Origin of the sequence: Bacillus sp. SN1, assembly GCF_002796895.1 — a bacterium.
GTDB classification, from domain to species: domain Bacteria; phylum Bacillota; class Bacilli; order Bacillales; family Bacillaceae; genus Bacillus; species Bacillus inaquosorum.
The window spans coordinates 1,305,897-1,323,776 of the sequence record NZ_PHIE01000001.1; the positions used below are offsets into that span (position 1 = coordinate 1,305,897).

Below are 17,880 nucleotides of genomic sequence, written 5' to 3' on the forward strand. Positions count from 1 at the left end.
CTCCTAATTAATTCCTTAAGTATGAATTAATATCTCTTTGTCTGTTTCTACAATCTTCATTAGCACTGTAGATCTTCCACATTTGTTGAGCAATAGCCTCATGGCTAAGTGTTTCTCTACGTTCCACCCTGAAAGTTCCAAAGTCATGCGCTTTATGAGCAAACAGATCAATTAGTTCGACGCTTGTATCATCATCAGCCCTTCTAGCTATTTCTGCCCTTGAAAATAATTCAGCATTTTCTTCAATATCAGTTAATGTATCATTAACTGTTTCTTCATCTAATGAATTTCTTGTATTTCCTACGGTTATAGTGACTTGTGCATTAATCCCTCGGTAACGTTCAAAACTTGAAAAAATATTTCCAATTGGTGACCGTAATCTATTTCTAGTTTGTTCTGGATTGATGTTACTTAAGTCAGCAAATCTAAGATTTATTTTTCTATATTCAGTTGATCTTCGAGCCATATCAAATACATTTGGCGGACATATTGGTCTTAGGTAAATCTGTTCCTCTTCAGTATTCCAAATTAAATTTAAGTATTCCTCTATGCCTTCTGGCCCCAAACTATACTTATTGCGTTGGAGCATTAAAACATGGTTCATTTCATCATATAGAGCTGACACCTCTTCTCCAATATATTCATCGTCTTCTAATTCTAAAGGCTCGACTTGGGCTGTTGCCCTTGCTGTGGATGGTATATTTGTGTCTCTTAGTCTAACAAAATGTAAGAAATAAAAACCTAATTCTGTGTCCCAATAAGTGGTTTCCAGTCTCGCTTGTTCCTGACGATAGTCAAATGTTCTACCTTCCAAAGACCTTCTATTAGCTTGATCCATCCACACAAGCAAATCAAATAATCTGTCTCTAACATCCGCGCCATCATTATTCCTTCTGTAAACAACTTGGTAATATTCAAATCTTACTTTCTTTTGACTCATTTTTTCATTCCCCCCATCTTATTATCGACTATAGGGGTTACCAATGGAACTATTTGCAAAATTTGTCGAACGAAAGCACTATTCATAAATAGGTGGCAGTCGTAAGACAAAAAAGACAAGTTTAAATAGTCCACTAATCCTTTAGATTCATCCTTAGTGAACATCAAACAAAACACGCACCTACCAATATATACCAACATACAATTTTACTGATTTTAAACTAAGGAGTGGTTATTTTGTACAATTGTTATTACGTCCCTATGTTAATGCCTAATTCTATCCCAACTTATAACATTGAAAGAAGTACAGAAGACTTTTCCAGACAGAGAAGAAGGGAAATTCCTCTAGACATTAGAGAAGCATCTCGCGCTGATCTTGGAAACGGGTTTTACTCATATGAGTGGTTAAATTATGTAGTAATCAATCCTAATGAATACCTTGTGTGTGTTATGGCAGGACAGAACATCAATGTAATTAATGGTGGATTTGCCCCACGTGATTTGGCTCCTATGTATGCGATGGAAAGCTTTCCGAGAAGAAAGAATCAATGGGTAGTTACCGTTCATAACCCTACAGGATCATCCAGAGAATTGTCCCTTTATTTAATTGCAAAAACATAAGTATATGATCATCAAATTATTAAAGAAAGCATCCAGATAATTAAACCTGGATGATCATTTCTTCCTATGCTTTTGGAATTCCAATATATCCTCTTTTATAAAAAGCCTGTCCCTTGGCATTTCTTTAACCGGTTCAAGTTGACCTGTTTTAATTAGCTGATTAAGATATTGACGAGTAAAGCCCAATATTTCAATCGCTTCACTTGTATTTACGATCTCCTCATTCAAAAACTTTTTAATTGCATCACGCTCTTTTAAGCTGTACACCAAACATCACCCTCTTTTTTCTCGATATTTTTGATAAAGGGAAATTGACTTTTCCACAATTGAAACGGCAAACAAAACAATTATGCATATATCTAAAGTTGTCTTTAATGGACTGGCTGCAACATGCTGCCGAACAAATAACATGTATCCCAAAGCAAAAAGGACAAAAATATCAGTTGACGTTCTGAGTTTTTCCATTTGTTGAAAGTGGCTATATTAATTTTTCATTATTTTTTGTTTCTGTTATAATTTTACCGAGAGAGAAGGTGGAGCTTCTCTCTCGGCTCAAAATCATCTGCGCTTTCTTGGTGGTCTGCGTCTTTTGATTTTGGGCTTTTTTGTTTTAAGCTTTTCTCTGATGATGAGAATTTTTTCAAAGATAGTGAGTGCTGTAAGTATGATGCCCAGTATCACTGCAATTTTAGCCACTTTCGTTCCCCCTTTCTGTACTTTAATTACATACGATTACTTTACTCACGTCAATTTAATTGAAGAATTTTTTTCCTGTTTCTCATAAAAAAACAACCTATTCATCCTAAACAGAATAGGCTGTGTTCTGCTCTATTTTTCATTTTCAAACGGGAACGCTCAATGTTTTTTTGCACTGTTCCTTTTTTAATGTTCAGCAGCTGGGCGATCTCCTCGAAAGACATGTTTGTTTTGCACAGTATGCATGATGAAAATGTCCTTCTCTCTTTCAGTAAGGACAGAAAGGGCATCAGCAATTCTTTCTTTGTCCCAGTCGCTTACTTCTCCTTCCGGCTCCTGATTAATCGCGTACTCTTCTGGCATTGCATCAATGATACGAGGGTCAGCAAGAATTGTTCTTTGATAAACGTCCCTTCTGTCAGTTCCCCTGCGTGCTCTTGGTTGTCTCCCGTTCTGCAGCCATTCGAGAGTGAATTCAATATTGCTGATCATACTGCCAATGATCTTCTTATCGTTCTTTTGTTCTGCTGTCATTTCATTTTCTGGTGTTTCCGAGAATGCCCGGTACATCTTTCTCGCTTCTTTTAATGCTCTTTTGTATTCAATGATTAAATCCTGCATGTTTATCCTCCTCTTATTTACTTTTATAAGCGCCGCCGTTGCCGCGTCTGAGTGTTTGCATGTTCGTGTTCATCATTTGTTGCCAGAAACGATCTGAGCGCTCCTGTTGCTTCTGTGATGGTTTCTTTTTGGCTTGTTTCATGTCCAATCATTCCTTTCATTGCTAGTAATCGCGATAGACATCCAGATAGTTGCGAAATAAAAAACGGACACCGAACAAACAGCGCAATGCTGTAAGTTCAGTGTCCGCAGGCTTTCCGTCTTGGACTTATTTAATTTGAATTATCCTCAGTTAGAGAACTATTATTGTCTGAAAGATTTGAAATATTCAATGTGCCAGGATCAATTCCCATTAAATGAAAAGCTAATTGGGCCTGTACTAATGAACGTAATTTCTCATCTTGAATTTTATCCGCCAAGTCTATTGATTCTTTTCTATTAGAATTTTCTAATACACTATCATGGTATTCCTTTACACGTATCCGTAGCTTTTGTGACTCCTTTAAGAACATAAGTGAAATCCCTTCAAAAATTAAACTTCCAACAACACTAATTGCACTACTAACAGTGTTGTCTGAGCCAACAGCAAAAATGATGATACCTATTAAAAGGATAAAACCAACTATAGACATAATTAGACCAACATAGAATTGCAAATTTGAATGATTAGTAGCTTGTTGTTGATATATACCCAATGTTCTTTCATATGGTTTTTCATGAAGTTTTTTATAAGGTTTTTCATAGGGTCTTTCATGAGACTTTACTTCTTGTTTCATCACATTTTTTTGTGCTTCTTGTTCTTCTTTTTCATCGAGATTCTTAGTATGTTCTTTAAGAAATTCAAATTCCCTCAATGTCCTTAAGTATCTCTCTTCATGTTTTCTCTTTATAACAGTAAAAACTGTTATAAAGAGAAAGGTAAGGCTAAAAAATACTGACATCAACGCAGAAAGAGCTTCTGGTGAATCAAATAGAGACAAAACATCCTTCAAACCATTTCCTCCTGAAACCGATTATTTACAATAAACCCTATTTTATCATATCGGCTTTAATACGATTTCTATTAAGGATTTTATTGGGTTAATAATTACCCTTTCTACTCTTTCTTTATATACTTATCAATATCTTAAAAGTAAGCCGCAGCCGTAAATGAAATGATTGCCCCGATCAAAGCAAGGTTCGCTTTCATGTCCGGCCTGTAATCGTGTTGGAAATAAATCCAGAACCCGCATCCTATCAGCAAAAACAATATTCTGAGTGCCATCTAATCCCCCTATTGTTCACAAATAATTAACATTTATTTACAAGTAAAATAATTACTTTTTGCCGTATCTATTATGTGCAACACAAAAAACTTTAAAGGAGTGTTTCAAAATGAATTTCAAAAAAACGTTGGTTTCTGCTTTATCAGTATCAGCATTAGCTTTGGCGGTTAGTGGTGTAGCCTCTGCAAAAGAAGTACAGATTTCTCCAAGTAATACAGTGGAAAGTGTTACGACTGTTTCCGGTCCTATAAAAGTACAAGACTATTCAATTGATTTGGCAGTAGGCAAAACTGCAAGTGTAGCTAATCCAGTAGCTGAAACTTACTCTTCTGATGCTAGTGGAATAGCCAAAGTAGATAAATATGGTGTTGTTACTGGTGTTAGTAAAGGGACTGCCCACATTACTTTATTTAAGTCTGATAGATCAATACTCGGAGTCGTAACTGTAACTGTAAAATAATCTTTTAAATATTTCCAACCATCAAGAAGGGCCAAATATTGGCTCTTCTTTTGGTTAGAATAACCTTTTGCCTCTTCACCTTAATCCCTCATTAACCCGCACAAAATTCCTCCTCAACGCCCATGCTGCACCCGCATTTCGGACAGTATGCATTTGGGCGGATTTCTATATTTCAACTAAGTTCACAAAACATTAACAAAAAATCCCTTGGGTATTTTTGTATTCCGTGTAATAATACAGTTGTATTAAAAAAACAAAGGGAGTGTTTAAAATGAAATTGAAAAAGGTTTTAACTGGTTCTACATTGTCCCTTGCTTTACTTGTTTCCGCAGCCCCTGCTTTTGCTGCTAGTCCTAATAATTCAGCTACCGCACCAACACAAACTGAAGTTTCTACACAAGCAATCAAAGATTCTTTTACTCAAGATTTTCTTCACAGATGGGATATCCCAAACACAACCGTTAAGGGCGGTGTTACTTATTACCTTAAATCAGTAGAGATTGTCCAAGGATTTTATCGTGCGACATATGAAGGATGGATTAATTAGATGGAGGGGGATTCCCCTTCTTCTTTATTTTCCAATCAATATGCTGTCATCAGCCTATCCCCAGCAGAACCGCAATAACAAAGAATAAAATCACCACAATCCCACCGAGAAGCCAACCGTTTGTCTTATCACGCTTTGCAATAATTGTTTCATCACCGATCATTTTCAGATCGTCTGACTTTGCCACGAGCACCGGTATGTAATCTGGATGTACTTTTAGATATTCCGCAGCCTGCTCAACTGTCATCGCTTCGTCTTTCGTGGCTTTGACTGCCCGCTGGAGCTCAACTTGTAAAGGGATCATTTCACATCACCCTCCAATTCGTTTTGGCCAACTGTTACCTGCGAAATTCAGATTAGTAATGATCTTCTCTAATGCCTGTTTGTATCGTTTCCTATCCCCGCTTAAATGCTGAATGTCCTTTTGAGCCTGCCGGAATTGATGAACCGTTACTTCCTGCTGGCGTTTGTTTTCCTCGATGATTTCTCGTTGCTTAACAGCCAGTTCAGCTTGCTCGATAAGCCAAGCAATTTCCTTCTGAGGAATGTATGTCAGTTTTTTTAGACGTTCAATTCTCTCTTACATGTCCGTTCCTCCCCCGCAGGGGAAAGCCCCTGCTATTTAATCTAAACGAGCCAGACCGCCCTTAATTGTTTGAATGATTGTTTCTCCGTGTTCTGGGGCTTCAAGGACATGTGCAGTGCCCTCGTCCCCATCTAAAATAAGAATTTGTATTTTGCCCGGCTCGATTGCCTGCTGGATTATTGTATCTTTGCTTAAATTAATTTTTCTTGGGTTGTACATTCTTAGCGCCCCCCCTGTGCTATGATAGAAGTACCAGTTCATATCAAAACGCCGGGCTCTGCTTCGGTGTTTTTGTGTGTTTAAGGGTCCTTAAAACCGCAACAGAGGATGGAAATTGATAAAAGATGATCCTATGGAGGGATTGAATTCACCTGAAGCTGAGAATAAGGAAATGAACTTTCTTGAATCGGAAGAAGCAGCTGAATGTATTAAAGTGTTGTATGAAATAGATATTAAATGGCGCTTATATTATCTTGCAGCTCTGATCGGGGGGCATCGCAGAGGAGAAGCTCTTGCTTGTGAATGGCATTTGGATGTAGATTGGGACAAAGGTGGAATATACGTAAATAGATCAATTTCTAAAACAATAAACGGAGAGCCTCATGTCAAAAGCCCGAAGTCAAAAAGTTCTCAACGATTCGTTAAAATGCCTGATTTTTATATGGATGAGTTGGCTAAATATTATCGCATATGGAAAAAAGAAAAATTGTTGCTTGGCGATGCCTGGGAAGGCGGAGAACATCAATATGTATTTCACAGTGGTAAAGGTAAACCTTACTACTATACGACCCCTACCGCAAAATGGACTAAAATAAAAAAGAAGTACGGCCTAAAAGATGTTCGTCTTCATGACTTGCGGCATACTATGGTGGCTCTCCTTATGGAAGCTGGCGAAAGTCTCAGTGCTATTCAAAAAAGAGCTGGACATGCCAGTGCTCGAACAACTAGTGATATTTATGGTCATGTTACCGAGAAACTCGAAAATAGCACAGTAAAACACTTTAACCAGTTCGATCCTAGAAACCTAGCACAAAAACAGAGTTGATTTTGAAATCCTCTTCAAAATCAGCTCAAAAAAATAATTTCGTCCCCAATTCGTCCCCAACTTGATGACTGATGACAAAATCAATAAATAAGCAAAGTAAAAAACCCTTGCTACGCAAGGGTTTAAGCTATGATTCCGACTGGGCTCGAACCAGCGACCTCTACCCTGTCAAGGTATCCGCAAGTGATCCGATAAGTCAATCGGTAAGTCAAACGTTGGTATATCAGCGTTAAGTCATCGTTAAGTCAAACGGTTTTTATTTCGATATTACGAATTATAGCGTATAGCACCGCCACCGCGCAAGTCTCCGCACCGTAACCCGCGATATTATTCAAATGCCTTTCTGAACCGTTCCATAAGCGATCCGCCACGATTTAACCGCGCCTTAACCGTCCAAGCCGCCTTCCTAAACCCAGCGTATAAGTAGTCATCGAAACGCTTAATTTCGTGCGATTTCGCTTTCATAATCGTTGCGTGCCACGCTTCAACGAAAGGTGCCGCATGATCTTCGAGTCTGATCGTTCTGTCTACGCTTGCCTTAGCGCGCAAAAGAATTCCGTAGTATTTATAAATCTTTTCGGCGTCGAAGTAGCGAGCCATTGCGTTATAGATTTCGCTAGGCAACGCGCCCTTTAACGCTTCAGCCGGGACTGGCGCCGTATCTAATACGTTATTTTGGTTTTTAGAACGCTTAATTAAATCCGATGGTTCGTTTTTCGTTTTCGGTGCTTCAACCGTTGATTCCGTAGGCTTTTCGGCTTGTCCGCGATTGGACATTGTCGACTGGTCACCTTCGGTTTCGCACGCTTTTCCAATCGGCAGGATCACGATTATGTTCGCACCTTTGCCTCCGTTTATCTTCCGCGTCGTAGCGACCTTCTTTACGATGCCCAATCCCGCCAATTTATTCAGCGCTCGCCTCGCCGTCTTTACGGATTTTTCGATAAGGCCCGCCAACGTTTCCGCTTTAAGATGCGCTGCCCCGCTAAACTTAACCGCGTACCTCGCGATCATCTTAAGCGCCCGGCGATCCGTATCGTTAAGTTCGTATGTATTGCGCTTGATATGTTCGTAAACAGCTTCGTTAAGTTGAGCCGTCGAGTCGAACGTTTGGTGTTCCGCTAAGTAATGCATACCGATACCCCCATATCGTTATGTCGTTATTTTGATTATAGATATTGTTATAACGGTATGTCAATATTTTTATTTACACGATAGCGATATTTCGTTATAATTAACGTAACATAAAACGGAGGCGATTCGATTGGAACTCTACGTTAAATTGGACGAGATATTAGAAGCCCGCGGATGGACCCGCAAGAAGCTCGCAGAAGAAACTCAGCTTAGACCGAACGTAATCAGCGAAATCTGCAACCACCAGCGCACAACTTATAATCGTGAGCATATCGGACGTATTGCGAAAGTTCTCGGCATTACGGATATGAACGAATTGTTTGAGTTTCGTGATTAATTGAAGGGAGGTGACTGTGTGGAAAGAGGAACCGGTATCGTTCGTAAATATTCAAGAGAAATATCTAGAATTGAAAACAAGCTTGCGCAATTAGAAAAAGGTAATATCTATGAGTTAACTGGAGCTAAGATGGACGGATCACTGCCTACAAATATTAGCAAACTCCGCGACGAATTTCATGAACTACTAGTAAAGATTGAAACAAACAGTATTTCTGATGGAGAACGACTCAGAGAAGGAATGAAGAAGGCCCACGATTAATTCGCGGGCGTCTTTTCTTTCGGCTTTGTTATCGACTGAATGAACGCAGTGAAGGTCGGCGCCTGGAATACCCTAAACGGAAATGAAGGCAGTCCGTACTGTGATTCCGAAAGAATCAATACATGCGGAAACATAATCCGCTCGGGATTCTGCCACGGCTCTAACGCGATAATGCCCGACTGGAATAACGCTTCGTACCGGTCTAATTTTTCGCGCATCTGCTTTTCCGAATAAACCGACCGCTGCACCTCGATAAAGAAAGGCGTTCGCCGGTATAGCGCAAATATATCCGGCTCGACCGTTCCCTTTTCGCCGTACTTCGGCTCCACTAAGAACGACTCCAACGCCTGCCCTCGCATCTCTTTATACACGTTACCTATCGCAAGAAAATGATCGATCTTGGCGCTGTTCTTTTTCATCGTCGTTTCGCCGCCAAAGTAAACGTAAGGCTGGCGCGCCGTCGATCGCTGAATATGTCCGTCCCTAAGTAAACGCAGCAGAACGTTATTGGCTGCGTATTTTGGTCTGCGTAAATTTCCGAAGTGTAGCTCGGCAATCGTATCGCGATCCATTACGCGAAATTTATTAAGATCCGCAATGATCGCTTTATCTCGGTTAGTAAGGGCCATCGATAAACACGTCCTTTTCCGTTAAGATTTCCGGCTCGGCTGCCGGTGGCGTTACGTCTTTGGTCGGTGATTTCATTACGCAGTACGGGTTAAGCAGCGCCTTCGCTTCGTTCATTTCGAGGTACGGCGCCTGAAGTTCGTAGGTTTTGTCGGCCGCCATTATAAAGCGCCCGCTTACGTCCAGCTTCTCGGCGCCCGGCGTATTGACGATTCGGGCCTCCGTTATATCGCGTAGTTTAAAGCCCATGCTTACGGTTAGATTAGCGCGAATAGTCGTATCGAGCGTTTTGGCATTCGGCCGCTGCATCGAAAGAATAGCGAATACTCCAAGCGTCCGACCTATCGCGACGAGCTCCGCTAGTACGTCCATGATCTCTGCGTCTTTTCTTAATAGAAGAAACTCGTCAATACAGACGACTATATACGGTCGTTTTTGATCATTCGGAAGCTCATCGATATGGCTTATTTCGAATTGATCCGTTAGGTTGCTTCGTTCATCTAATTCGCGTTTTATGCTTCGTAACATTCTTCGTATGTCTTCCGCGCTTGTTAGAACGCATTGTACATGTTCAACTTTCCGGAATACGTGAAACTCCGATTTTTTACAGTCCGCGAGGTATAACTGCAGCCGGTCAGGTCGGTTCTGTTTTATTAGCGTTGTAAGAATCGAACGTAGCTGCGTTGACTTTCCGCTTCCCGTTTCGCCCGCAATAAGAATATGCGGCTGCGTTAATAAGTCGAAGCTAACGTATCGGCCGTGACGATCTTTGCCCGCGATAATACCGAGCTTATGGCGTTCGATAACCGGCTGGATTTCCGCAAAGTCATAACGCAACACGGCCGGCATCTCGGCGCTGTAAACCGTGAGCACATATCGCTTTAGATCGCCGCTTAGTTCAACGTTGCGTCCGAATACTTGCCGGAACACGAATTCCTTTTTCGCGATTTCTTTCGGGTCCATTCCGTTTAACAACGTGAATACATAACGCGTTCTTTCTTCGTTAATATCAACGTCATGAATTTTCGGATATCGGCGCGCTTCTTTTCCGTTAGACAGGCGTTTGGCTGCATACAGGCCTGCGGCATCGAAGGCGTACTTCAGCGTTTGTTTGGCGTGTAGGTTGCGCAAGAACCGTTTCATATCGCATTCAAAAAACGCAGTAGCAACACGGCATAGCCCGCAGGTAGGACGAACCGTAAAAGCCCGTTCACTGCGTCTCCTATATACGCAAATTTGCCGCCGAACAAGCGTCCTTCTAGCCAAGCCGCTCCGATGCAGACCAAGCCCGCGCCACCAACTAACGCGTACAAGCCGACTACCTCCGGAGACATATCGAAAAATCCTGCCGCTGTGAATCCGCCAGGCACGAACGAAAACGCTCGTGATAGCCCCGCCCTGTCGTTCTTTCGTTTCGCTTCGCTCATCTCTCTCACTCCTTAACAAATTTCGTAAACGGCTTCGTTACGGGCGTTAAGCGCGATAAAGTGCGGTAGGTTAACACGGTAATAACCGTTACGGAAGTCGTCGCCAAGTGCGGTAACCTTTTCGAAACTCTAACGAACCTACCCGCACCCTACCGTTTAGCTGCCGTGTAGTTGCCGTTTAATAAACGTTACGCACTACGGATCGTCCAATATCACAGTTTTTTGCCTACGTTTAACTTTCCGATTTTTTGGACACGCTGATTTTAGGAGGTGTTGTCCGATGTTTGGACTAGGTAAACAACGCAGCCGATTCGGGCGCTTTTTGGATCGAGAAGGAATCGCTCAGGAGGAAGTTCGCCAAAAGGCCGGCATAGGTCACGGCACAATGACGAGCTTGTGTAATGACCGCGATTATGCACCGCGTATTTCAACGTGGGTAAAAGTGCAGCGAGCTTTAAGGTCGCTGGGATACGAAGTCGATCGAGAGGATTATTTTGACTGTTGATAATCGAACACACATTCGCATATAATAAATGCGGAGGTGTTCGCCATGGAGATCGAGGATAAACGGTGGGCAATGCGTATTATATTACCGGAGCACAGAGCCGGCCTAGCGCGACAAGCCGAAGAGAGACGGAAGGTCGAAAAGCCGCAGCTGGATGCGCAGCAGATCGAGGATATGGAAATAACAGTCGCACAGTCGATGGAGTTCGGTGCGGCGCTCGCATTCGAGGTTTACGACGATGGATACATACGAGAGGTAATAGGCGCAGTACATTACGTGGACCACATACGTAAGGAGTTTCGCGTGAAGGACGCCCGAGGCGATACTAATTTCGTGAGGTTTGCGGATATCATAAACATAAAAAACGCCCCATCCGGTTAAGGACGGGGCTGGTTTCGTTTATACGACTTTATCCGGGTGATCGACCCAATCTACGGCAATATTTTGTTTACAGCGCCTACAGGTTGCGTTTACGCTGCCGGAAGCTACTCCGTTGTGTTTATAACCGCAGTTAGGGCACGTGTACTTTGCGCCACCTTTAGCGACTGCAAAAAACGGTAAGCTGAAGATGATAAGCATACCACCCGCAATTATTCCTATTATCGTTAGGCTTAAGAGAAATCCGACTAAAACGAGTAAGATGCCGATTATCAGACATACTATTCGACTTGCGCCAAATCGTTGCTTACTTACAGTCACCGTTTTATATTCCACGCTATCTCACCCGTCCTTTATATGAGTTAGTAAAATTATACTACGGCGCCAAACTTATCCGCAATGAGTTTTTATGTACGCGAGCACCTACGTTATCATACGTAAGCACTCGCTAAAAGTTTCGTTATTTCGTTGTACCTTCGCGTTTTGCTCCGAGTTCAAAAAGACCGGTCGCAGCTAATCCCGCAAAGCCTCCGGCCCATAACCGCAGTACCAAATCAAGGTCGGTAAACGGATAAGCAACCGCGCCTAGTCCGATACCGATCACGAAGCTTAGAGCTGGTACAATGTTGGTCGGAAGCTTAACCGTTTTCTTTACGAGTTGAACAAGCGCCGTTAAAATAGGCGCCAGTACAGTTGCGAAGATTAAAACGTCTTGCATATTATCGTCTCCTTTATCGTTTACTTTACAGTTGCGCCAGTTGATTTTGCAGCGTAGATATTTACTTTTCCGAACTGATCCGTCTTGATCGTATATACGTCTTTTTGCGGATTACCGAGGACTTCGTACTTCAGACCGCCGAATTTCTTAGGACGCAATGAGCCACATTCGTTTCCTTTGACCGGTGCTTTGTTTGTCGGATAGATGCGCCATGAATCGGCAGAAGCCGGAAGGTAAACGTATTTCTTACCGCTGGATGACGGCTTAGAAGAACCGCCTTTAAGCTTCAGCACCTGGCCGACGGAGATTTTATTCGCGTTCTTGATACCGTTGTACGATTGAAGCTTCGCCATACTTACGCCTGTTTTCTGCGCGATTTCGGAAAGTGTATCGCCTTTCTTAACGGTATAAGTGGAGCCGGAAGTCTTAGGTGCTGAAGCAGCCGGTTTAGACGTTTTGCCACCGAGCGCTTTAAGTTCCGCCGCAATAGCCGCCTTTACTGCTTCCCATCGTCCCTCGGCAAGCACGCGATGCGGACAATACTTACCGGACCAATCCTGGTGCTTACGGACACGATCAACGCCCCATCCGCGTTCTTTCAATAGTTGCGCTATAAATTTAATCGCCAGCTTTTCGGCCGCTTTATATTTAGCTCCGCCTGACTTCGAATAACAAACCTCTACGCCAATAGACGTACGGTTTCCAGAATTTACGCCGCTGCCGTCTCCGCAATGGAAGGCGTTACGATCCGTCGGAATCCCTTGTACGACTTCCTTATCGTCTACTGCGAAATGAAAACTCGTTGGACTCGTGTTACCGATCATATACGAAACTTCATTAGCTGCCGGCGCGTCATTCCACGTATTGTGAAACGTAATGTACTTCGCGTTCATGGAATACGGACATTTTAATTCTCGCTTACTTTCCGCCACCAAGTTTTTTCGTACTGAAATCGCCATTTTATCGTCTCCTTTCGAAATTAAAAAGCCCGCCGGGACTCTCACCTGACGGGCGTACTGCACCTATTTACGTAAAAAGCGCGATACCTACCGTAAGCAACATCCCTACTACGGTTAGCATCACGCCCCATACCCATTTCGTATTAGCTTTCATGTCCGCTATATCTGCGCGATTCTCTTTCGCCAACGTCAAGGCTTCTTCGGACTTCTCGTCAGCACGTTCAGCCTTCGTTTTGACTTCGTTAAAAAAATCGACCTTGGTGTCTATCCGAACAAGCCACTCGCGAATGTCCGCTATTTTATCGTTGAGCTCGTTGTTACTCGGCTCCGGCATTGGGCCGCCTCCTTTCCGTTATTTACTCAGCCCCAGTAGATCCGTCAGTCGCCCCAGAAGGCCCTTCGCTGGGAGGCGTATTAGGATCATACGGTTCTCCGGTAATTTCTTCGTATTGTTCCGGCGTGATGCGGCCTACGGCAACGACATCATAAACTTGTTTTTTCGTCCATCGACCTGTTTCATAAAACCCCTTGATGTACGTGAACCAATCTATCACATTACGCTCCTCCCATCGCAATTAGGTAATATAGATCTGCGACCTGTTGAGACAGGACTTCAATTTCGCTTGGTTTCGGTGCTGGAGGCTTCACACTGTCAATATAGTCTTGCGTTGCCGACTCAACCCAAACGCCTTTTTTCGGATCATACTTCGGATCATATAATCCAGCGGGGATTAACGCAGTTGTACAATTTGGCGGCAGCTCCTCGCCTGCTTCCGTGTTTATTTCGATATCAGCTTCGCCGTCATACTTGAAGTTATCATCGTAGAAAAGAACGTGCATACTCATCACCTCCGTTACCATAGTGGAATTCCGATGTTAAATGAAACTCGCGACACGCTTGCGCTATCGTTCGCCACCATACCGTCATATCTTAGATCGCCGTCAGTCGTTAAGGAAAATCGAGCAGTACCATAAGATCCGATCGTCGGTACGACAAAATCGACTAGCTGCGTCGGTTTGTTCGTGAATTTTGCGACAGATGTTCCGGTAGTTGGAAGAGTTCCGAAAGATCCGCGCAGCCACAGAACGTTGTTGCTGACAGAGAATTTGAACGGTCTACTCGTGTCCTGCGTTGCTCCGTTTATAAGGGTTACGTTATTCCATGTCGGTGATAAGTCAGACGAAGTTAAAACGCGACGCCACCCGTGCCATCCTGAATCCGTGTTTAAATAATTCGTAAACATGTTATTTTGATAATCAACTGCGATAACGTAGCCGAACGTACCTAAACCATTACTATCGGTTGCGGTCATATGAAAAAAGCCTCGCGTAGAGTTAGTAGAAGGTGCGTTTGCTGCCTTGCCCGTGGAATAAAAAGTTCCGAACCGTCTCCCGCTTTGAGTAATCTTCGTATAAAAATCGTCAGTGTCACCTATTGAGACGAGAAAGCTTCCGACATCATTCGTTATTTTAACTAACTGGCTTCCGTTCCACTTTGTTCGCTCATCAGCCGTGATATGCCGTATATTATCCGCGACATGCGTATCGAAATCCGTCTTTGCCGCCTGTTTTACATTATCAACGTTAGCTAGGCCGACCTGAGCTTTCGTAACCTTATGCGGATTGTCCGTTTTAATTGTGTGTAGGTCCGTATAAGCTTTCGCGTTTGCTTCCGCTGCATTCGCTTTCTCTTGGGCACCGGCCTTTGTTTCGATGTTCTCGAACTCGTTAAACTTCGCTTTTATTTCGTTGAGTGTTTGGTTGATCTCATCCGTAGTTTTGTTGATATCCGCCTTCAGATCTTCGAAATCTTCGATATAGTATTCCGCAAGTGGCGCGATACTGGCATCGACGAGCGCCTTATCAATTTCGAACGAAAATTTGTGGACGCTTAGGCTCTGCCCGTTGTCATAACTAACGTAAAGCTCTGCCATCACAGTTCCGGAGTGCCGAATTTGATCGTCGGTCAGGACGTAAAAAAGGACGCCCTCAAAAGCGTCCCCGACTTCCGTATTAACATAAAACTCGCTACCGTCCGCCATTCGCATGAATAGCTTGCCGTGTGTTGCGTTTGAGATCGGCAAAGGTTCGCCGTCCTTCGTCAGCCTGAACGTTATTTTTGCCGTCCCGATGTCTTGCGTACTGAATTGAATACCGGTAGTTATTTTTCGTTTGGTTGAGGCGGTAATTTCAAACGACTGTTCCGCATCGTTATAAATCATTATCGAACCTCCTAGTGCTGCGGTGTAACGATCATTTGCGCTACACCGTATCCTTTTTCTGCGTTATAAGGCGTTTTAATTTTCATGACCGTTCCGTATCCGCTTGATTCCGCTTTCGTCGCGATCCCATCAACAGCCGTTACGCTATCGCCTACCTCAACCGTAGAATCGATACGAACGAACACCTGACCGATAAGACCGATAACATGCCATTCGTCTCTTTCCTCACGCGGCGTATATTCGACTGTCGGATCGTATTCCGGGTTTTCTGCTGGAACCGTAACCAGACGGCCATCTTCGTAAATTTCACGATAAATAAGCTCGCCGAATTCATCCCGCAGATAGCGATCGTTCCAATAAAACGCAGCTCCACCGAGCACCAGACCGGCCGTTTTCGACACTACGCCAAGAACCTTATCGCCAGCATCGGCTTTTCGAATCTTGTCGCCTTCCAGCGTTACGAGATATGAAGCGTCAATCTTCTTGCCGTCAATAGATTCGAAGTATTCTCCGAAGTCTTGCAGATTCGAAGCACTTTCAATTGCGCCCGTTGCTCGAACTCTTCCGTTCATTGCGTCCAGTTCGATTTTCTTGTTCGCTTCCGACGGATCGCCGTCTCCGTGACCTAAACCGACGGTGTATTCTTTCGTGTTTATTACGTTTTTTGACGCAATTACTACTGAAGAACCGCTCTCGCCTTTCGTGTGCGAATTCCACGAATACAAAACGCCGTTACGCGAACCTTCCGTTGTTGCACCGCCAGCTACGCCTGCTATAAAGTTCCGCTCACCTTTCGCGATAATTGTACCTGAGCCGGCGATGATAGCGCTTGTGTCCGTTAAAGGTGAACCGGAGGAAGCCGCCGCCCTAAATCCGCCTTTCAGGTTGTTCGGAACCGCCTTGTACTTTTGACCGGCTAATACTGCTGCGTCCGTGTAACCTACCGCACGAACCGCGATAATGTTCGCCTGATTATTCGGTGAAGTAATACCGGCCGTTCCTCCTCGCGTGTGGGCCAGACCGTTAAGCAACGTTACGTAATAAACCCCGCCTCCAATTGCGATGCCTACGGGCGCCGAATCGTGTATTGTAAAGTTTGAGATATGAACGTCATCCGTACGCTGATCTCCACCGTAAATATGAATGTCTGAGCCCGCCGTAGCAAATCCGGTCACTTGGAGGCCGTTGACATTAATCTTGCGGCTTTTATATTGGAACGCAATAATATCCGTACCTTTGTAGTCGTAGGTAGGATCGCCAATTGCTCGGAAATCTGAAACAAGGACACGTTGGTACGCCGAAATAACGAGCGCCTTTGGAGCAAGTCCGGCATACAAGTCGCTATAAATAGGTTCTCGCGCTGTGCAATCGATCAAGGTAACGTCGCGCGCAGTCTCACTCCACGGCTCGCTCGCTAAGTGGTGGCCGATGTGCCGCAAATCGTACGCCCGAATATCGTGATAAGATTCGTGTCCGCGAATGTGAACGTTTTGAGAAGCCGGCCAAGCTGCGTGTGCTTTTACTTCAACGCCCCTTACGTTACCTTCGGTGTAACAATCGATAACCCATACGTTCTTAGACCCGTCATCAATTTCGATGCCGTTCGAGTTAGCTCTTCCGTCTTCATGCGCAGTTCCTCGCGGGTTCGTCATAATACAGTTCGTGATAAAAATATACTCGCTATAGTGCGTAGAAATCCCGTCATCCCCGTAACCTGAACCGACGCAGCGATCGAACCAAATGTATCGGCAGCCTTGTTGCGTATAATCCGTTGCGCTAATATCGTAAGTTGGCGCTGAAGCATCGAAACTATGAAGCCCCGGATTAATACTTTCCACTTCGCGTACGATGCCGAACTTAACCTGTGCGAGTGTTAAACCGCTCGAGTGTAAGCCCCCCGTTGCCCCGACTCCGCCTTGACGATCCGGGTTCCAGTCCAACGTCATACCTTCGACAGTAATATTTCGGTTACCATTTGCGTGGTCCGCATTCGTGATTACCCATTCACTCGCTGGCGTGTCTTCGTGAAGCTTTAGCGTTGTGACACCCATACCTTCGCCGATCAGATACGTCCACGAAGGAAGCTTAACGCCCTTTACGATGTAGGTACCGGCCGACAATTTCACTCGTACTTTACCTGCGCCGATCGCCTTCTGAAACGCTTCTGTACTATCGGTAGTACCCGTCGGGTCTGCTCCGAAGTCATCGACGTTAACCGTCCTCTTGATCTTCTGAAGAAGCTTAAGGTATTCGCGATCAAGCCGTTCTTTTAATAACGGCGCTACCTCTCCGTCAGTTCCTACGCGCGCATCTACAACTTCTTTTACGTTAGTTCCATCCGCGTTCAAAATAAGATTTCTTATGCGTGTATATAACCCGTCTATATAATTGCGCAAAGAAAAGCCGCCATGATCGATTTGATCTGACGTATGGGCGTGCTCATCGGTTTTATGTCGGCTCAGTCCGTTGCTCAATTCGAGCATGTCGTTGCCGATGTCTCCGAGGTTCTGGTTATAGTCTTTAATATACTGA

At 43.9% G+C, this 17,880-nt stretch carries 27 protein-coding genes and 3 pseudogenes; 8 read left to right on the forward strand and 22 right to left on the reverse strand.

Annotation, left to right across the window (positions count from 1 at the left end; all coding sequences use genetic code 11):
• Positions 1 to 7 precede the first annotated feature (7 nt).
• A complete protein-coding gene (locus CVV77_RS06450) occupies positions 8 to 940 on the reverse strand; it encodes a DUF6731 family protein (RefSeq protein WP_100274887.1) in 933 nt (310 codons plus the stop codon).
• A gap of 236 nt (positions 941 to 1,176) precedes the next feature.
• Between CVV77_RS06450 and CVV77_RS06455 the strand changes: the two genes are divergently transcribed.
• Complete coding sequence (locus tag CVV77_RS06455; protein ID WP_100274888.1) at positions 1,177 to 1,560, forward strand: hypothetical protein; 384 nt, start codon at positions 1,177 to 1,179, stop codon at positions 1,558 to 1,560.
• 54 nt (positions 1,561 to 1,614) lie between these two features.
• On the opposite strand, the gene CVV77_RS06460 is transcribed toward CVV77_RS06455, so the two are convergent.
• The 6 genes and pseudogenes from CVV77_RS06460 to CVV77_RS22130 all read right to left on the reverse strand — a co-directional run bounded on the left by CVV77_RS06460 (position 1,615) and on the right by CVV77_RS22130 (position 4,141).
• The gene (locus CVV77_RS06460) at positions 1,615 to 1,827 is read right to left on the reverse strand and encodes a helix-turn-helix domain-containing protein (RefSeq protein WP_024713902.1); all 213 of its coding nucleotides are present in this window, start codon (positions 1,825 to 1,827) and stop codon (positions 1,615 to 1,617) included.
• Between the two features lie 291 nt (positions 1,828 to 2,118).
• Positions 2,119 to 2,256, reverse strand: a complete 138-nt coding sequence (locus CVV77_RS22125; RefSeq protein ID WP_019260141.1) for a hypothetical protein — start codon at positions 2,254 to 2,256, stop codon at positions 2,119 to 2,121.
• 101 nt (positions 2,257 to 2,357) lie between these two features.
• Positions 2,358 to 2,877: pseudogene (locus CVV77_RS06470) on the reverse strand (sigma-70 family RNA polymerase sigma factor).
• 13 nt (positions 2,878 to 2,890) lie between these two features.
• A complete protein-coding gene (locus tag CVV77_RS06475) occupies positions 2,891 to 3,019 on the reverse strand; it encodes a hypothetical protein (RefSeq protein ID WP_019260139.1) in 129 nt (42 codons plus the stop codon).
• Positions 3,020 to 3,149: 130 nt separating this feature from the next.
• Entirely contained in the window at positions 3,150 to 3,869 is a 720-nt protein-coding gene (locus CVV77_RS06480; RefSeq protein ID WP_100274889.1) for a TRADD-N-associated membrane domain-containing protein, read from the reverse strand.
• A 134-nt stretch (positions 3,870 to 4,003) separates the two neighbouring features.
• Positions 4,004 to 4,141 carry a hypothetical protein gene (locus tag CVV77_RS22130; RefSeq protein ID WP_181280829.1) on the reverse strand — a complete coding sequence of 46 codons (138 nt, stop codon included), beginning with the start codon at positions 4,139 to 4,141 and terminating at the stop codon, positions 4,004 to 4,006.
• A 110-nt stretch (positions 4,142 to 4,251) separates the two neighbouring features.
• Between CVV77_RS22130 and CVV77_RS06485 the strand changes: the two genes are divergently transcribed.
• Both CVV77_RS06485 and CVV77_RS06490 read left to right on the forward strand, forming a co-directional pair.
• A complete protein-coding gene (locus CVV77_RS06485; RefSeq protein ID WP_100274890.1) occupies positions 4,252 to 4,602 on the forward strand; it encodes an Ig-like domain-containing protein in 351 nt (116 codons plus the stop codon).
• 271 nt (positions 4,603 to 4,873) lie between these two features.
• Entirely contained in the window at positions 4,874 to 5,149 is a 276-nt protein-coding gene (locus CVV77_RS06490; protein WP_100274891.1) for a hypothetical protein, read from the forward strand.
• Between the two features lie 49 nt (positions 5,150 to 5,198).
• Here CVV77_RS06490 and CVV77_RS06495 read toward each other — a convergent pair whose 3' ends face one another.
• The 3 genes and pseudogenes from CVV77_RS06495 to CVV77_RS06505 form a co-directional block, all read right to left on the reverse strand.
• Positions 5,199 to 5,453 (reverse strand): hypothetical protein, encoded by a 255-nt coding sequence (locus CVV77_RS06495; RefSeq protein ID WP_100274892.1) that lies wholly within the window; start codon positions 5,451 to 5,453, stop codon positions 5,199 to 5,201.
• Positions 5,450 to 5,705: pseudogene (locus CVV77_RS22570) on the reverse strand (hypothetical protein). Before CVV77_RS22570 ends, CVV77_RS06495 begins: the two are co-directional and overlap by 4 nt.
• A 66-nt stretch (positions 5,706 to 5,771) precedes the next feature.
• Positions 5,772 to 5,954: an XtrA/YqaO family protein gene (locus tag CVV77_RS06505; RefSeq protein WP_100274893.1), complete on the reverse strand. Its 183-nt coding sequence runs from the start codon at positions 5,952 to 5,954 to the stop codon at positions 5,772 to 5,774.
• An 86-nt stretch (positions 5,955 to 6,040) separates the two neighbouring features.
• Between CVV77_RS06505 and CVV77_RS06510 the strand changes: the two are divergent.
• A pseudogene (locus tag CVV77_RS06510) lies at positions 6,041 to 6,780 on the forward strand (site-specific integrase); the annotation flags it as partial.
• Positions 6,781 to 7,107: 327 nt separating this feature from the next.
• Here the strand turns inward: CVV77_RS06510 and CVV77_RS06515 are convergent.
• The gene (locus CVV77_RS06515; RefSeq protein ID WP_100274894.1) at positions 7,108 to 7,914 is read right to left on the reverse strand and encodes a helix-turn-helix domain-containing protein; all 807 of its coding nucleotides are present in this window, start codon (positions 7,912 to 7,914) and stop codon (positions 7,108 to 7,110) included.
• A 130-nt stretch (positions 7,915 to 8,044) separates the two neighbouring features.
• Between CVV77_RS06515 and CVV77_RS06520 the strand changes: the two genes are divergently transcribed.
• Together CVV77_RS06520 and CVV77_RS06525 are read left to right on the forward strand one after the other, a co-directional pair.
• A complete protein-coding gene (locus CVV77_RS06520) occupies positions 8,045 to 8,251 on the forward strand; it encodes a helix-turn-helix domain-containing protein (protein WP_100274895.1) in 207 nt (68 codons plus the stop codon).
• An 18-nt stretch (positions 8,252 to 8,269) separates the two neighbouring features.
• Positions 8,270 to 8,512 (forward strand): hypothetical protein, encoded by a 243-nt coding sequence (locus CVV77_RS06525; protein WP_100274896.1) that lies wholly within the window; start codon positions 8,270 to 8,272, stop codon positions 8,510 to 8,512.
• On the opposite strand, the gene CVV77_RS06530 is transcribed toward CVV77_RS06525, so the two are convergent.
• The 3 genes from CVV77_RS06530 to CVV77_RS06540 are packed head-to-tail and all read right to left on the reverse strand — an operon-like array spanning position 8,509 to position 10,566.
• Positions 8,509 to 9,141: a replication-relaxation family protein gene (locus CVV77_RS06530; protein WP_100274897.1), complete on the reverse strand. Its 633-nt coding sequence runs from the start codon at positions 9,139 to 9,141 to the stop codon at positions 8,509 to 8,511. The genes CVV77_RS06525 and CVV77_RS06530 overlap by 4 nt on opposite strands.
• Complete coding sequence (locus CVV77_RS06535; protein WP_100274898.1) at positions 9,128 to 10,282, reverse strand: FtsK/SpoIIIE domain-containing protein; 1,155 nt, start codon at positions 10,280 to 10,282, stop codon at positions 9,128 to 9,130. Before CVV77_RS06535 ends, CVV77_RS06530 begins: the two co-directional genes overlap by 14 nt.
• Complete coding sequence (locus tag CVV77_RS06540; protein WP_100274899.1) at positions 10,279 to 10,566, reverse strand: hypothetical protein; 288 nt, start codon at positions 10,564 to 10,566, stop codon at positions 10,279 to 10,281. Before CVV77_RS06540 ends, CVV77_RS06535 begins: the two co-directional genes overlap by 4 nt.
• A gap of 280 nt (positions 10,567 to 10,846) precedes the next feature.
• On the opposite strand from CVV77_RS06540, the gene CVV77_RS06545 reads away from it, so the two are divergent.
• Together CVV77_RS06545 and CVV77_RS06550 are read left to right on the forward strand one after the other, a co-directional pair.
• Positions 10,847 to 11,071, forward strand: coding sequence for a transcriptional regulator (locus tag CVV77_RS06545; RefSeq protein WP_100274900.1), 225 nt, complete (start codon positions 10,847 to 10,849; stop codon positions 11,069 to 11,071).
• Positions 11,072 to 11,116: 45 nt separating this feature from the next.
• Entirely contained in the window at positions 11,117 to 11,452 is a 336-nt protein-coding gene (locus CVV77_RS06550; protein ID WP_100274901.1) for a YolD-like family protein, read from the forward strand.
• An 18-nt stretch (positions 11,453 to 11,470) separates the two neighbouring features.
• Here CVV77_RS06550 and CVV77_RS22640 read toward each other — a convergent pair whose 3' ends face one another.
• The 8 genes from CVV77_RS22640 to CVV77_RS06590 all read right to left on the reverse strand — a co-directional run bounded on the left by CVV77_RS22640 (position 11,471) and on the right by CVV77_RS06590 (position 17,831).
• Positions 11,471 to 11,785 carry a DUF5362 family protein gene (locus tag CVV77_RS22640; protein ID WP_100274902.1) on the reverse strand — a complete coding sequence of 105 codons (315 nt, stop codon included), beginning with the start codon at positions 11,783 to 11,785 and terminating at the stop codon, positions 11,471 to 11,473.
• Between the two features lie 124 nt (positions 11,786 to 11,909).
• Positions 11,910 to 12,167, reverse strand: a complete 258-nt coding sequence (locus CVV77_RS06560) for a holin (RefSeq protein ID WP_100274903.1) — start codon at positions 12,165 to 12,167, stop codon at positions 11,910 to 11,912.
• 20 nt (positions 12,168 to 12,187) lie between these two features.
• Positions 12,188 to 13,126, reverse strand: a complete 939-nt coding sequence (locus CVV77_RS06565) for an N-acetylmuramoyl-L-alanine amidase (protein WP_100274904.1) — start codon at positions 13,124 to 13,126, stop codon at positions 12,188 to 12,190.
• A 67-nt stretch (positions 13,127 to 13,193) separates the two neighbouring features.
• Positions 13,194 to 13,460 carry a hemolysin XhlA family protein gene (locus CVV77_RS06570; protein WP_100274905.1) on the reverse strand — a complete coding sequence of 89 codons (267 nt, stop codon included), beginning with the start codon at positions 13,458 to 13,460 and terminating at the stop codon, positions 13,194 to 13,196.
• Between the two features lie 22 nt (positions 13,461 to 13,482).
• Complete coding sequence (locus CVV77_RS06575; protein WP_100274906.1) at positions 13,483 to 13,680, reverse strand: XkdX family protein; 198 nt, start codon at positions 13,678 to 13,680, stop codon at positions 13,483 to 13,485.
• A 1-nt stretch (position 13,681) separates the two neighbouring features.
• Positions 13,682 to 13,966, reverse strand: coding sequence for a hypothetical protein (locus CVV77_RS06580; RefSeq protein WP_100274907.1), 285 nt, complete (start codon positions 13,964 to 13,966; stop codon positions 13,682 to 13,684).
• Positions 13,967 to 13,980: 14 nt separating this feature from the next.
• Positions 13,981 to 15,348, reverse strand: coding sequence for a phage baseplate upper protein (locus tag CVV77_RS06585; protein WP_100274908.1), 1,368 nt, complete (start codon positions 15,346 to 15,348; stop codon positions 13,981 to 13,983).
• A gap of 11 nt (positions 15,349 to 15,359) precedes the next feature.
• A complete protein-coding gene (locus CVV77_RS06590; protein ID WP_181280837.1) occupies positions 15,360 to 17,831 on the reverse strand; it encodes a peptidase G2 autoproteolytic cleavage domain-containing protein in 2,472 nt (823 codons plus the stop codon).
• Between the last annotated feature and the right edge of the window lie 49 nt (positions 17,832 to 17,880).